Annotated in this window: 10 protein-coding genes; all 10 read left to right on the plus strand. The window is 54.4% G+C overall.

Annotation, left to right across the window (positions count from 1 at the left end):
* Nucleotides 1-9 precede the first annotated feature (9 nt).
* The 10 genes from API01S_RS04975 to API01S_RS05010 all read left to right on the plus strand — a co-directional run bounded on the left by API01S_RS04975 (nt 10) and on the right by API01S_RS05010 (nt 15427).
* Nucleotides 10-1893, plus strand: a complete 1884-nt coding sequence (locus API01S_RS04975; RefSeq protein ID WP_156329855.1) for a coiled-coil domain-containing protein — start codon at nt 10-12, stop codon at nt 1891-1893.
* Nucleotides 1890-3377, plus strand: coding sequence for an FkbM family methyltransferase (locus tag API01S_RS04980; RefSeq protein WP_061303412.1), 1488 nt, complete (start codon nt 1890-1892; stop codon nt 3375-3377). The genes API01S_RS04975 and API01S_RS04980 overlap by 4 nt, the downstream gene beginning before the upstream one ends.
* Nucleotides 3374-4522 carry a non-hydrolyzing UDP-N-acetylglucosamine 2-epimerase gene (gene wecB, locus API01S_RS04985; RefSeq protein WP_174544659.1) on the plus strand — a complete coding sequence of 383 codons (1149 nt, stop codon included), beginning with the start codon at nt 3374-3376 and terminating at the stop codon, nt 4520-4522. Before API01S_RS04980 ends, wecB begins: the two co-directional genes overlap by 4 nt.
* A gap of 10 nt (nt 4523-4532) precedes the next feature.
* Nucleotides 4533-5819: a UDP-N-acetyl-D-mannosamine dehydrogenase gene (gene wecC, locus API01S_RS04990; protein ID WP_061303414.1), complete on the plus strand. Its 1287-nt coding sequence runs from the start codon at nt 4533-4535 to the stop codon at nt 5817-5819.
* A gap of 5 nt (nt 5820-5824) precedes the next feature.
* Entirely contained in the window at nt 5825-9187 is a 3363-nt protein-coding gene (locus tag API01S_RS04995) for a glycosyltransferase family protein (protein WP_167351692.1), read from the plus strand.
* 51 nt (nt 9188-9238) lie between these two features.
* The gene (locus API01S_RS28715) at nt 9239-10999 is read left to right on the plus strand and encodes a methyltransferase domain-containing protein (protein ID WP_156487061.1); all 1761 of its coding nucleotides are present in this window, start codon (nt 9239-9241) and stop codon (nt 10997-10999) included.
* Nucleotides 11000-11105: 106 nt separating this feature from the next.
* Nucleotides 11106-12062: a polysaccharide deacetylase family protein gene (locus tag API01S_RS28720; RefSeq protein WP_254598493.1), complete on the plus strand. Its 957-nt coding sequence runs from the start codon at nt 11106-11108 to the stop codon at nt 12060-12062.
* On the plus strand, nt 12059-13033 hold the full coding sequence (locus API01S_RS05000; RefSeq protein ID WP_061303418.1) for a polysaccharide deacetylase family protein: 975 nt from the start codon (nt 12059-12061) through the stop codon (nt 13031-13033). The genes API01S_RS28720 and API01S_RS05000 overlap by 4 nt, the downstream gene beginning before the upstream one ends.
* A gap of 20 nt (nt 13034-13053) precedes the next feature.
* Nucleotides 13054-14361 (plus strand): glycosyltransferase, encoded by a 1308-nt coding sequence (locus tag API01S_RS05005; protein WP_254598492.1) that lies wholly within the window; start codon nt 13054-13056, stop codon nt 14359-14361.
* Entirely contained in the window at nt 14342-15427 is a 1086-nt protein-coding gene (locus API01S_RS05010; RefSeq protein ID WP_061303423.1) for a CgeB family protein, read from the plus strand. The genes API01S_RS05005 and API01S_RS05010 overlap by 20 nt, the downstream gene beginning before the upstream one ends.
* Nucleotides 15428-15465 lie beyond the last annotated feature (38 nt).

Below are 15465 nucleotides of genomic sequence, written 5' to 3' on the forward strand. Positions count from 1 at the left end.
GGATACGTCATGAATACCATTCGCTCAACGCAACAACAACCTGAGCAACCTGCGGCCAATACTGCTGTCGCGGCGTTGCAAGAAGAGAATGCGCTGCTGTTCAAGCAGCTTCATATCGTGCAGGAAGAGTTGGAACGGGTGCATCACGCATCGGGCTCGCATCGCACTGCCGCAGGTGGGCGGGTAGTGCTTGAAGATGGCAGATTTCCGGAAGTGGCGGCGGACAATCTGCGTTATCGCGCCATTCTCGATGCGCAACGCACAATGCATGCTACGGGGGCCCTGGATACGACCGCGGCCGGGCTGGGCGAGATCCTGATTCAGGGCTCCACCTCGGTTTCCGCGTTTGTCGCCACGCCGATGCGCCTGCTCAAAGTTTGGCGTAAAGAGAAGAAGCAGAAGCCACCCAAGAAGCTTGGAGGCCAGAGCTTCAGTGAAGTGATCGCCGCCTATGAGAAGGGCGGTGCGGCGGCGGTAGATAGCCTGCTGGCCAGCGTTTCATTGTCCTCGACCACGCATGCGAACGCGTTGACTGCGGTTGCCCGAAGCCAGATGCACGTGGATCCGGCCGCAGCGGTGGAGTTCGCGCGTCGTGCTTGCGCAATCGAGCCACGCCCGTTTCGCCTGAAATGGCTCGCTTTCCGCATGCATGAGGCGGGGGAGTTGGTCGAAGCTGAGGCATTGTTGGAAACGCTGCCGCTCGATACCAAGTTCAGCGATTCGGAAAGCCGGCAAGCGGCGCGACTGCGCAATGAGGCCAAACAGGTTCGCCTGCGAGAGGCATTGCAAAGCACCGGCTATGCCGAACGCCGAGGCAAAGTCGAACAGCAGATCGCCGCATTGGAGCAAGCGCATCGCGAGCAGGAGGGCCTGGCAGAGCAACGCGGTCGCGATGTCGAAGCGCTCAGGGCGACGCAGGCGCGCTTGCAGCAAGAGAATTCCGCGCTCACCGCCCAAGTGGCGGAGCAGGCCGGGACGATAGCCGACTTGCGCCGGGTCACCGAGACGCTGCGGACAACCCAGTCGCAATTGCAGATCGAGATTCGGGAATTGCGCGGACAACTGGCGGAACAGGTTGGGCTGAACGAAGAACTAGAGCGGGCCGTGCAGGCGCTGGAGTCGGCGGCGGTGGACGCAGACAAGGAAATGCAGGAGCTGCTTGAGCAGTGCAGCGAACAGACCGAACTTGCTGCGGGACGGGGCAGGGCGATCGCGGAAATGCAGATGGCGATGGCGCGGGCAGGCCAGGAAAATCTTGCAGTGCGCAAGCAGTTCGCGGAGCAGGCCGAGCTGGCGACCGAACGGGGTCGCGCTGTCGCGTCCCTGCAGGCTGCGAATTTACAGTTCGAGCGCGAGAAATCGGTGCTGATTGCGCAACTGTCCGAACAGGCGGAGCAGGCCGAGCTTGCCGACGAACGCGGCCGCGCCATCGCCGACCTTCAAACCGCGAAAGCGGCATGGGAACAGGAAAAAGCCGGGCTTTTGGCGCAGCATGCGGAGCACATCGCGCTGGTGACTGGCAGCCAAGACGCGCTTGAAGAGATCAAAGCGGCGAAGGCCCAATTGAAGCAGGAAAATGCGGCGCTGCTGGTCAAGCATGTGGAGCAGTTCGAGCTAGCCGCCGAACGTGGCCGTTCAATGGAAGCGCTCAAGGCAGTTCAGAGCGCACTGACTGAAGAGAATGCGCGCTTGCAAGCTCAGTGTGCGGAGCAGGCCAGAATCGCGGAGGAACAGGCGCCGGAGATCAAGGTACTGCAAGACCAGTTGCAATCGCGTGTCACCGTCGAGGCGGACTTGTCCGCCCGTCAGCAAGGGATGCAGGAAGAGCTCGTCAAAGCGGAGGCCCAGCTGGACCTCATCAAAGACATGCTCTTCAGAGGAGCGCGGCTATGAGTTCCATTTCTGGATCTCGGCGCCGTAAACAGCAGCTTCGCAAGTCCGTCGCGGCGCAAGAGGCGCAACCCGTGCAGATGGTCATGCCCTATGACGAAAACCTGCTTGAGCGGGTCCGCACGCAATGGCAGTTTGGCGACTGGGATAGCCTGGTGAGATTGGAGCGCAACACTATCCAGCATCACCCCGATCGATCCAAACTCGCTTTGCTTGCGGCCGCCGGCCAATTCCAGACTGGACGGGCAGAGCTGGGCAGGCAATACGTTCGTCTGGCGCAGGATTGGGGTTGTGGCGAAACGCTGGTCATGCAGGTGTTGGCGGCGGGCGTGCATAACAGTCTGGGGCGCGCAGCCGCGCAGGCGGGGAATGCGCCGCGCGCGCTCCGCCATTTTGAAAGTGCCATTCAGATTGTGTCTCCCGGATCAGACAGCCGATTGCTGCTGCGCGCCCGTTGCCAGGAGCAATACGCGCAACTGGGCCTCAAGGTGCCGGAGAGTTCAGGCGAGCTCCAGAATCACCGGCCCACCCAGGCGGTTTCACATGCGCTCAGACTGACGCACGTCAACGATGAATCGCCAGTAGATGTCGATGCCTTTTTCTCGGCAGAGGAAGGCGAGCGTCCCCGGGCCTTGAGCGAAGCAGCAGATTATTTTGCGAATTCGTTTGAGCAAGCGCGGGTGCCGACGGTGGATTGGGTCTCTGTCGTCCATCGAGGCAACACCTACTTCTTTCTCCATTTTTCTGGCGACTACATCCCGAAAAAAATGGCTGAGAAGGGGCAGTTTTACGAATCTGCCTATCTCAATCTGCTCGCGCGCCTACACAAGCCGGGAGGTTTGATTATCGATGGCGGCGCCAACATCGGTAATCACGCGGTGTTCTTTGCCGGCGTCATGGGGGGGCCGGTCATTGCATTTGAGCCCCAACCTTTCAATTACGGCTGCTTGTTGGCGAACGTCTATTTGAACCGCCTTGAAGCCAAGGTGGATGTTCGGCAGGTCGCGTTGGGAGACGAGGACGGACAAATCGAATTGGTTCAGGCCCTTGAAGGTAATTATGGCTCCTTCACGGCGGATCCGTCACTGGCCAAATCTGCTGAAGGTGACAGCGGGGCACTGACTGTCTTTCCAGTCCCGGTGTCCACGCTGGATGCGGAATTGGCGGATTATCAAGATGCCGTGTCCATCATCAAGCTGGATCTCGAAGGCATGGAGCCGGATGCGTTGCGGGGCGCCAAAAATATTATTGAGCGAAGTTTGCCCGTCATCGCCGTTGAATGTTTTACGAAGTCGGTCTATCAGGAAATTAAGAATCTTCTCGGTGGTATGGACTACTTTGTCATCGATTCTACGAACGCCACGCCGACTTTTATCTTTCTTTCGCGCAGGAACCCTCGACATTTGGAAGCGTTGTCTACATATCTTGAGATGTCGTCAGTGGGGAAGTTTGCATCTAGCGCGGTATTTAATGAGTCCAAGCCATGAGTGATATTGAAAAAAAGCCGGTTATCAACGTGTTGACGGTATTTGGCACACGGCCAGAAGCGATCAAGATGGCGCCGGTTGTCAAGGCGCTGGCCGTCGATCCCGCGTTCGATGCCAAGGTCTGCGTTACCGCGCAGCATCGCGAAATGCTAGATCAAGTGCTGGAACTATTCGACATTACGCCTGATTTCGATTTGAATCTGATGGCGCCGGGTCAGGACCTGTCGGACATTACGAGCAAGGTCTTGGTGGGCATGCGCGAAGTCTATCGGCAATGGATGCCGGACATCGTGCTGGTTCATGGCGACACCACAACTACGCTCGCCACGAGCCTTTCAGCCTATTACGCCAAGGTGAAGGTCGGTCACGTAGAGGCCGGTCTGCGCACGGGCAATAAATACTCTCCGTGGCCCGAGGAAATGAACCGGCGCTTGACCGGCGCGGTCGCCGACGTGCACTTCGCCCCAACCGCCGGCTCGCAAGCCAATCTACTGCGCGAAGGGGTTGCACAGAATTTGATCCATGTCTCGGGGAACACCGTCATTGACGCACTTCTTGACGTCGTCGAACGGGTGCGCGCCGAGGGTCCGCTAAAGCGAGAATTTGAAGAGCAGTTCAGCTTCGTTGACCCACTGAAGCGGCTGCTCCTGGTCACCGGGCATCGCCGTGAAAATTTCGGCGCCAGTTTCGAGAACATTTGCTTAGCCCTGCGCGACATCGCCGCGCGCGGCGATGTGGAGATTGTCTATCCGGTGCATCCCAATCCGAACGTGCAAGAGCCTGTTCGCCGCATCCTGGGGGACGTCGAGAACGTACATCTGATATCGCCGCTCGATTACCTGCCTTTTGTTTACCTGATGGATCGCAGCGCATTCTTGATAACCGACTCCGGGGGCATTCAGGAGGAAGCCCCCTCTTTAGGAAAACCCGTCCTGGTTATGCGGGACACCACGGAACGCCCCGAAGCGGTCGATGCGGGCACTGTCAAGCTCGTAGGGACAGATCGTGTCGCCATTTACGAAGCGGCCAACCTGTTGCTCGACGATCAGGAAGCGCATGAGGTCATGGCTCGTGCGCACAATCCCTACGGCGACGGCCAAGCGGCTACTCGCATTCGGGACATTCTGAAATCCATGCTTTATTGAGTACACCGGCATGTTTAACACCATCGAAATTATCGGCCTGGGCTATATCGGCCTGCCTACTGCTACGTTATTCGCCTCCCGCAAAAAAACCGTGATCGGCGTGGATGTAAACCCGCACGCTGTGAACACGATCAATCAGGGTCGCATTCACATCATTGAACCCGAACTCGACATGCTGGTGCACGCTGCGGTAACGGCCGGCTATTTGCGTGCGACCCGCGAGCCCGAGCGAGCCGATGCGTTTCTGATCGCCGTACCTACACCTTTCAAGGAAGGACACAAGCCCGACGTCAGCTACATCGAGGCGGCCGCACGTTCCATAGCCCCGGTGCTTGAAAAGGGCAACTTGGTGATCCTTGAGTCGACGTCTCCTGTCGGAACGACCGCAAAGCTGGCTGAATGGCTGTCGCAAATGCGGCCGGACCTGAGCTTTCCTCAGCAAGAAGGGGAGCTGGCCGATGTCCAGGTTGCGTATTGCCCCGAGCGAGTCTTGCCTGGCAGGGTCGTGCACGAATTAGTATCGAACGATCGCGTAATCGGCGGAATGACCAATACAGCTACGCATATGGCGGTTGAGCTATACCGAATTTTTGTCGAGGCTGAGTTGATTCCTACCGACGCGCGCACGGCAGAAATGTGCAAGTTGACTGAAAACAGCTTCCGAGACGTGAATATCGCTTTCGCCAACGAACTTTCGGTGGTTTGTGATCGACTAGGTATTGACGTATGGGAATTGATCGAATTGGCCAACAGGCACCCCAGGGTCAATATATTGCAGCCTTCGGCTGGCGTCGGTGGTCATTGCATTTCGGTAGACCCGTGGTTCATCGTCGATTCGACTCCAGAGGACGCGCGCATTATTAAAATGGCTCGCGACGTGAATGATCAGAAGCCGGAATGGGTTGTTTCGAAGATCAAGACCGCAGTTGATGCGATTCTTGAACAAAAGCCAGGAATCGCCAAGGCGGACATCAAAATCGCTTGCCTGGGCCTTGCTTTCAAGCCTGATATTGACGACCTTCGAGAAAGCCCAGCAATGGGTATTACGGAACAAACTTCTCGCTTGGGCTGCGAAGTGCTGGTCGTGGAACCGAACATCGATGAGTTGCCCGAACAGTTGGCCGAGTCGAATGTGAGCTTGGTGACGCTTAAGGCTGCTCTGGAAACTGCAGATATTGTGTGTGTTCTTGTGAAGCATCGACCATTCATCGATGAAATTAACGACATAAGTCACCACGAGAATGTGATAGATGTTGTTGGGTTGCTGCATTTGCCGGCGGCTAGCACATATAGGTAATGAGCATGAACGAATCGATTGTCCGGCAAGCCGCCACGGAGTATGCCCGAGGTAATTATGGGGCAGCTTTGGCTTTTTACAAAAAACTGGCCTCAATGCTTGGCGACCGCTTCTTTCAAGCGAATGTACTGCTGTGCGAAAAGCGGCTTGAGGGAAACGAGGGAGCGGCCAGCGGCAATCCGGCTTTGAAAGAGATAAAAGTTGCGTGCGTGATGGACGAATTTTCGTTCGCTTCGTACAAAGACACCTGCACGCTTCTTAATCTCTCGATTGATAGCTGGGAGCGCGAACTTGAAGAGTTCCTGCCTGATATTCTCTTTATTGAGTCAGCTTGGCGAGGCAAGGAAGAGGCGTGGAACGGAAAAATCAGCCGAGCTTCCGCCGAGTTGGTGGGGGTCTTGGATTGGTGCAAAGCACGCGACGTCCCCACACTATTCTGGAATAAAGAAGATCCCGTTCATTACGGCACATTTTTGAGCACTGCCAAGTTATTTGACAATGTCTTCACGACGGATATCGGCTGCATTGCAAACTACAAGCGGGATCTGGGCCACGAGTGCGTGTATTTGCTGCCATTTGGCTGCAACCCCGTCGAGCAAAACCCAATAGAAAAATTTTCGCGTCGACAATCAGCGAATTTTGCTGGTAGCTATTATGTGAGGTACCCCGAGCGCGCGCGCGATCTTGACACTCTTTTGAGTACCTTCGTCGAGCATTGCGGCGTGGAAATCTATGATCGCCAGCACGGCAAAGGGGATGTGAATTATGCCTTTCCAGAAAAATACCATCCACTGATTCTTGGAAACTTGAAGTACGAACAAATTGATATCGCCTATAAGGGTTATCAATACGGGATTAATCTCAACTCCGTGAAACGCTCGTCTACGATGTTTGCGCGCCGTGTCTACGAATTGTTGGCGTGCAACACCATCGTGGTTAGCAACTATTCTCTTGGGGTCCGACAACTTTTCTCTGAGCTCGTGGTGTCGAGCGATAGTAAGACGGAGTTGAAAAGGAGAATCGAAGCGCTCAGTGCAAACTCTGCGTATCGTGCTCAACTCAAGGCCGCAGGTCTGAGGAAGGTCATGACCGAACATACGTACGAGAATAGGTTCTCGTACGTTGCCGAAAAGGTGTTGGGCAGAAAAAGAGGCAATCTGCTGCCTCGGATCAATGTGTTGGCCGTGGCCTATTCTTCGGAAGAGCTTGACCGCCTCGTAAATATGTTCCGAAATTTTCAATACGACAATAAGTCGCTTACCGTTGCAGTACACGGCGATAGCTTCAAGCTTCCCGCTGGAGGAGACGGCAATGAGCGCTTAGTGAGAGCTCTGTCGTTTGCTGACGCCGTTGGCAAATTCGATGCCGGTAGTTTCTTCACTTTATTGAAGGCTGAAAATTTTTACGACAAGAATTATCTGGTCGATTTGGCCATCGCAACAAAATACACTACCGCGAAAATCATAGCGAAGGGGCAGTTTGCTGAACAACGTGCAGCGATTGGCTCTGAATATATGTTCGGCAACGCGTTCTATCCGGATGCCGCTCTCCTTAGTCATGAAGGGGCAACGACAGTCGTGTCGCAGGCGCTTGCGGCTCTGCAAGGTCCGGCGGTTTTGAAAACTGCACATGATGAAGACGTCTTCTACATCGACTCATTGAGTTTTTATTCAGGCTCTGAGGAAGAATGGGCCGAGTTGCCTGCCGAGAACCAGATTAAGATCAACGCCGGCGTCAAGATTGACGATGTTTTTGATCAAGCGGAGAGAGTAGCGCCCGCGGTAGATTTGCAGATTGATGCTCTACAGGTAAGCGCCTTTACCGGAGGCGAGTTGGGGGCCATCTTTGATCCACCGCCGAAAGCAGAAATAGGTGTTGTGTTCTCCGTCCGCGGAAGTGAATTGCAGATTGATGTTGGAGATAACGCAAAGCTTCCTTACTACTGCTATGCAAAAGACCCGTTCCCGGTGGAAGAGCTCTGGCGCAATCGAGATGGCAAGATCTACTTAGAAGCTTCTCCAGGCTTGAATCTCTCTTCGGTCGCTATTTTCTTCGATGCGAAAAAAAATAGATTGAGCCATTCGATTCCCACGGCAAATTTGAATCAAACCGTAGATATTCCGCAGGATGCGGCTTTTGTGCGCTTTGGTATCCGTGTGGCGGGAAGCCAGGCTGCGGCGCGTGCGACAATCAAGCGGGTGATTTTCGATCATGTAGCTTCAGAGCATAACTTGGCATGGGTACCGTCTGGTAAGCACCTTCTCATTGCGCCCAATTATCCCGAGTACGATGATTACTATCGCTATGGGTTCGTGCATCGCCGCGTAAAGAGCTATAGAGAACGTGGCGTAGTTGTCGATGTTCTACGGTTCAGGCCCGGTTCCGATTTGAAGTTGTACGAGTATGAGGATGTTGATGTTGTGTCAGGAGGAGCGACCGTTCTGGAGAAGGTTCTTCATGCGGGTCGCTACTCGTCTATCGCTGTTCATGCTCTTGATCAAGAAATGTGGAATTTGGTGTCTCAATATCTGGACACCACCAAGGTCGTAGTATGGTTGCACGGCGCCGAGATTCAGTCTTGGAAGCGGAGAATGTTTAATTACGCAACGCCTCAAGAAGTGTCGATTGCGAAATCTAACGGAGAACGGCGCGACGCGTTCTGGAAATCTGTGTTTGCCCTTCAACATCCAAATCTACACTTCGTCTTTGTTTCGAATTATTTTATGCGTGAAGTAATCGGTGACTTGGATATCGAAATCCAGCCCGAGAATCTTCACATAATTCATAACCCTATCGATCAGAGTATTTTCTCTTACCAACGTAAAGACAAGCAGTTGAGGAAGCGGATCTTGTCGGTTCGCCCCTACGCCACAAGAGTCTATGCCAATGACCTGACGGTAAAAACCATACTCGAACTGTCCAATCGACCGTATTTCGAAGAATTGAATTTTCTGCTGGTCGGTGACGGCATGTTGTTTGACGAGACGGTCGCGCCGGTTCGGCATTTCACGAATGTCGAAATTCGCCGGAAATTTCTTTCCCAAACAGAGATCGCCGAACTTCACAAAGAGTATGGCGTGTTTTTGTGTCCCTCTCGCATGGATACCCAAGGCGTATCCCGAGATGAAGCGATGTCGTCGGGCCTAGTGCCGATCACGAATGGGGTGGGAGCGATTGCGGAGTTTCTGAGCGAAGAGGCCGGTTTCATTTGCGATGAAGAGGATTATCTTCAATTGGCTGCGGCCATTGATAGGTTGTATCACGATCCGGAATTGTTTATTAAGATGTCCGAAACCGCTGCTGCCTCAATTCGTCAAAGCCGTGGGGATGATCTCATAGCGACGCAAGAAATCGCTTTAATAAATTGAATCCGACCAAACCGTGGTCCTTCGTGATTGCTTTCGCTATATAGGTGTTTCGTGAAACATTTGGTTCTAAAGCTGGATGATATTGGTTGTGATGCTAACCGCCCGGTTGTGGATCTTGTACTGTGGGCGATGCTTGAAAAAATTCCGGTTTCTATCGGTGCAATTGGCGGACTCTTGAAGAGCATTCCCCAAGAGTTGGTCGAAATTGTTCGAACGGCGCACGGGGCAGGGTGGCTGGAGCTTTGGAATCATGGATTCAACCATCTTCGTTACGACCAGCTATCGCCCGAAGACGCGCTCCGTGACTTGGTCGATGGACACACCGCTATTCAGAATGTGTTTGGAATTGAGCCAGATGGCTTTGGTTTCCCATTCAATAAATTTGACGACGCGACATTGCGTCTCGTGCGCTCTCGATATCCTGAATACTTTGTTTACGAGAGCGATTTAAACTCTTTTAAGTGGGTTTCTCCAGAATTTAATGTATTCGCAGACGGACAGCCGCGTTTTGAACGGTTTTTGGAACGTGTGGGTGCTCGTAACCGCGCAGACAATCTTATTCTCCAGGCTCACCCGCCACGTTGGTCTAAAGAGGGATTCAGGGAATTCACGCGCTGCGTAGCGGAGCTTGTGGAAGGCCGTGGGTACGTGTGCCTGAAAGGCCGCGACGCCATCGAGTCCTATTCCAAGGAGCTTCGCTCCGAAGTTCCAGCGACGCCGGTTGCCAGGGTCCTACGAGGAATCGAAAGCCTATCGTCCGCCTGGGTGAGCAAGGCACCTGAATATACAAAAAATCTATCAAATTTTGAAAACTACTTTTTAACCCGTTTCAACTCCGATACTTATAAGAATTGGAATCAAGTATTAGGCGAGTTGGCGCCATTTCAGCCAAAAAGGGTCTTGGATCTTGGTTGTGGATTGGGCAACTGGTCATTGCCGCTGTGGCTATCTGGCGCAGCAGACAAGCTGGTGCTAAATGACGTTCATCCCACAATCGTGGCGGCGCTCAAGGATGGGATGGCGGCTCTGCCAAGAAAAGACGGGATCGAGATCAGCGGCGCTAATTTGTTGAGTGCGGCCCCACCCCAGAGTGCTGAATTCGATTTTTTAGTCAGCGCCAATACATTCAATTATTTGGACCCGGTGGAGTTCTTTAAATTCTCTCAGTCAGCAGTCTCGCGTGGCGGGAGGATGCTGCTAATGTTGCAAACACCGGCCTTTAATCGCCTTCGATTCCGACGGGCGTTCGAGCTTGCTGATAGGTCCACAGGTGTAGAGGCGTTGGAAAGTGACTTCGCGATGCTGGTGCGCCAGAAGTATGGTGTCTTTCCTACCGATGTGAGGCATGCGTATCCTCTTGAGGAAATTGAGCGATTGGCTGCCATGTTCGACTTCACTTTGGCATCCAGATTTTTGCCATTTGGAGAGATTAAAGAAGATGGCGAGAGCGTGTACGAGTGCCTTCTGTTTAGAAAGATGAATAATATGGCTCGGGAGATCGCGTCGCGGCCGGACTGGTTAAGTGAATGTCAATCTACCGTTGGCATTAATTTTGGGTCTAAAGCTTTTGATGCCACCAGTGTCCCTGGAAATACGTCGACAACCTATTTCAAATATTCGGGAAGCTGGGTTTTCCCCGATTCACTAGCTGCTGGAGATGTTGAAAAAATTGTGGCAGTGAAAGATTCACTTTATAGTCTCCGGCGAAGCGAAGTGATTAATTTTAATTTGCTTCGGCATGTTGCAGATGGCGAATCGCCGATATCAGAATTCGCGGAAAGGGTATTCGAATTTTCAAAAAAATTTAGTTAACTTGTGCGATGGGTATGGAGCGAGCCTCTCCATGCCGAAAATGATAGTTTCGCAAATATGTCGGAACTACAAGTTCAGCTCAGACATATTTGGGGACTCGATAATTATGTTCCAACAACGCTACGCCATGCTTACGGTGGATACCGAAGCTCTTCCGAAGCGTGCAGAAGCCGATCACGTTAGAAGGTTGATTTGGGGTTCGCACGCTAGCGGGGAGGCTGGTATCAGGCAACTCAGTGACTTAGGTAACGAGTTTGGCGTTAAGCATGTGTTCTTTGTAGATCTGTGCGGGGCTTACGGACGGATGGAGGAAATGCGGGAGGTAGTGCGATGGCTTAACCATGACGCTTCTCAAGATGTGCAACTCCACGCGCATCCCGAAGTTCTGCCTCAGAGTTTTTGGAGAGAGCACGGGCTCGATAGTCGTCCCTCGTTGATGAACGAGTACAGCAGTGTGGAACGCGCCGAGTTTGTTTTGCGCCACTTTGGTGGAATTATTAGCGAAGTTACTGGCGAGCCCGTACGAGCGTTCAGGGCTGGCTCTTTTCGATGGAATTCGACCTTGATTCAGGCCATGAGGCGGGCCGGTTTTGAGCTATCTTGCAATAATTCGATGCGTGCCTTCAGTGCAGGTCGATGCACATATGGCGAGCCGACAAGTTATCCATTTATGTGGTCGAACGGGGTTATCGAGATACCAATCACCGAGAGCAACGCTCATTCTCAAAGTTTGGGTGGAGCACATTGGGCGAGTCTCACTTTTCCTGAGTCGCCATACTTTGGGGCTGCTAGCGCCAGGCCATCATGGTTTGCGCGCCTTCGGTCGCGTAAACCCAGTTTTTCCGTCTTCTTGCTTCATTCTTGGTCTTTGCTGCAATGGGATGAAGCCGGGTATGCAACTTATCGGAACGATCAACGTCTAGAGGCGTATCGAAAACTGCTGGGCAGTCTTTCAAAAGACTACGATGTAATAACAACTCGAGATTTCCTGGACTTGAGGGCGAGAGGTAAGATTCCAATCGATCATGAAGTGGATATTGATAAGGCAGTAATTAGAAAATGAAGGATCGTTACGCGCTAATCACGGTGGATACCGAAGCGTTGCCAAAGCGTGCTTCGCAAAATCATGTAGACCGGCTCATGTGGGGGAAGCACGAGAAGGGGACTGCCGGCATAGCGGAAATGTGCGCGATTGGCGATGAGTTCAATGCGAAGCATGTGTTTTTTGTTGATCTCTGCGGGGCTTACGCATCATTGGACCAAGTGCGCGAAGTCGTGCGCTGGTTAGATGGACAAGGTCAGGATGTACAGTTACATACTCATCCGGAATACCTGCCAGAAAGTTTTTGGGCGCAGCATGGGATGGCGGCGCGGCCTCAGTACATGAATCAATACACCGATGACGAAAGAGCCGAATTTGTGATTCGTCATTTCGGAAAAATGATCTCGGACGTGACCGGAAAGCCGTTGCGCGCATTTCGCGCAGGTTCGTTCCGTTGGAATGCTTCGACCATACGCGCCTTGAAAGCGGCGAATATTCCGCTTTCCTTCAACAATTCAATGTGCGCCGTCCACGCCGGTCAATGTCCCTATAGCGAACCCACCAATCACCCGTATATCTGGTCCAACGGCGTGATTGAAGTGCCCACGACGGAGAAGAAGATTCTTCCGAAGGTGGGCAAGGACGAGTGGTGGGCGCGCTTGACCTACCCGGAATCGAGCTATTTCAAGTTTCGTCCGTGGTGGGGCAAGTTGTTGCTCGACACGTTCAGCGGCAGCCCGTCCTTCGCCGTGTTTCTGCTGCATTCCTGGTCATTGCTGTATTGGGACGAGAATGGTTTTGGCAGCTTCCGCGATGATCAGCGCCTTGAAGGCTACCGTAAGTTGATGGCGCGCCTCACTAAGGACTACGACGTCATTACGACGGCAGACTTTCTGGATCTGCACGCGCAGGGCAAGATCGCGACTACGCACGAAGTTGATCTGGCGTTGGCGGAGATCACTGCGCCGGCCAGTGGTGGTCCGGCATGCTAACAAGGCCCGCGTGGTCGAGAGTGGGTGAACAGTGGCTCGCGCTCAATCGCGTGTTGACGGTGGGAGCACTGACACGCAAGCTGCGCGCCAAACGCGGCGAGCTTGCTTATGAACCCGATCCGACCAGCATGCTCTACGTGGCGGCCAGCGCTTTGCCGTATCACACGAGCGGTTACACCACGCGCACGCATGAAGTGATCCGTGCGTTGGGCGCTGCCGGGGCGCGGGTGCACGCGGTGACGAGGACTGGATATCCGTGGGATCGGAAAGATCGCTTGCAGGACGCCAGCAGCGCAGAAACACTTGTTGGCGATGTGCGTTATCTGCATGTGGACCGGCCCATGAACAATCGGCCGGTATGGTCGTACGCGCTTCAAGCTGCCTCGGCGCTGGCGCAGATTGCCGCCCGCAATCAAGTTGCCGTGATCCATGCGGCCTCCAATCATGTCAATGCCTTGCCCGCGTTGCTGGCAGCCAGAAGCCTGGGCATTCCGTTTCAGTACGAAATGCGCGGCCTGTGGGAGTTGACCCGCGTGTCGCGCACGCCCAACTACGATAAGTCGCAGGCGTTCAGGCAGGGTCTGCAACTGGAAGGTCTGGTGGCGAACAGCGCGGACAGGTTGTTTGTGATCTCCGAACAACTGGCGAAGTTCGTCGCGGACCGCTGGGCTGTGCCTTCTGCACGCGTTGCCCTGTTGCCTAATTGTGTGGATCCTGACCGATTCCGTGTGACGGACCCGGACCACATAACGCCCAACAGCGTAGGTTACGCAGGGTCTTTGATCGGCTACGAGGGGCTTGATACGTTGATCGACGCGGTAGCGCTAATGGCTAAGTCGGGTCGTCGGGTCACAGTCAATCTCATCGGCGACGGAGAGGCCCGCGAGCAGCTGGAAGCCCGCGTGCGCCGCCTCGAATTGACTGACCGCATCCATTTCCACGGCAAACTGCCGCCCCAGGACGCACGCGATTTGCTTGGCGCCAGCCAATTGGTCTGCATCCCTCGCAAGCCCTATCAAGTCTGCGAGATCGTGCCGCCGATCAAACTGGCCGAAGCATTGGCGCTGGGCAAGCCGGTGATTGCGGCCGACTTGCCCGTGCTGCGCGACGAGATGGGCGCGGAACCTGCGGGCTGGTTTTTCCGGGCGGGCGATGCGGCCGACCTGGCGCGCGTCATGGGGGCAGTCCTGGACAATCCGACGAAGATTCGTGAGGTCTCCGAGCAAGCAAGACGCTACGTCGTTGCGCATCGTAATTGGGGCAATTTTGTCAAACACGCTACGCCGATGGCGCAGAATGGGGAATTGAATGGTCGGCGGGCTGGTTAGGAAGCTGGGCGCGTTGCTGTATGACTACCCGAAGGTGGAAGAGGACGCCGTTCGGGAGGGGCCGTTCGGACGGCTGAAAGTCGCGCTCGTCACCGACTACTTCACGTCGGATTGCCTGTCCGCCGAATGCCGCGTGCGCAACGTCACTCCTCGCAATTACAGGGAGATCATCGATGAATGGAAGCCTGATCTGCTGTTCGTCGAATCGGCCTTTCATGGCATAGACGGCAGTTGGCGGTACGAGCTGGCCAAGCAATCCAAGCTGATGCGCCTGCGGCCGCCCAAGATGATCTTCGAGGTGGTTGCGGCGGCGAAGGCGAGGGGAGTGCCGACGGTGTTTTGGAACAAGGACGACGGCGCTTTCTTCGATGCATTCATCGATGTGGCGAAGGCGTTCGATTTCATTTTCACGACCGACAAAGAGTGCATTGAAGGCTATCGCCGGCAGGTGCCGGACCATGTGCCGGTCCACGCGCTGGTGATGCCGTACCAACCCGCCTACCACCAGTTCACGGGCTTCGATTTTCAGCGCAAGGAAGCCTGTTTTACCGGTAGCTATTACCGGCGCATTCTGAATGAACGCAGGCGTTTCCTGGATATGGTTTTCGAAGCTTGTGAAGCGGCGGCGTTGCCCTTGAACGTCTTTGACCGCAACCACGACCGGATGTCGCGGCATTTCGAATTCCGCTTTCCGCGAAACGCGCAGTTGCGCATGCATTCGAAGGTGGCGCATCGGGCGACGGCCGCAGTCTATAAGTCTCACGTGATTTCGCTGAACGTGAATTCGGTGACTGCGTCGGAAACGATGTGCTCGCGACGGTTGTTGGAGATTCTTGCTTGCGGCGGTATCGCAGTGACCAACCGGAGCCGCTCCGTGGACAAGTATTTCAGCGAGTATTGCCACGTGGTGACGTCGCAGGACGAGGTCACCGAGCTGTTTTCGCGGCTGCGACACGGCCCGTCCGGTGCAGACTTGGAGCGGGCTGAGGCCGGGGCAGCCTATGTCAGGCAGCATCACACCTGGGCGCACCGTTTGCAGGAAGTCTGCACGGTTGTGGGTCTTTGAACGGAACCGGGCGCAATGGCTGTCTTGTTTTCATATCT

The sequence above is a fragment of the Achromobacter piechaudii NBRC 102461 genome (genome assembly GCF_001571245.1).
In the GTDB taxonomy this organism is placed as follows: Bacteria; Pseudomonadota; Gammaproteobacteria; order Burkholderiales; family Burkholderiaceae_B; genus Achromobacter; species Achromobacter piechaudii.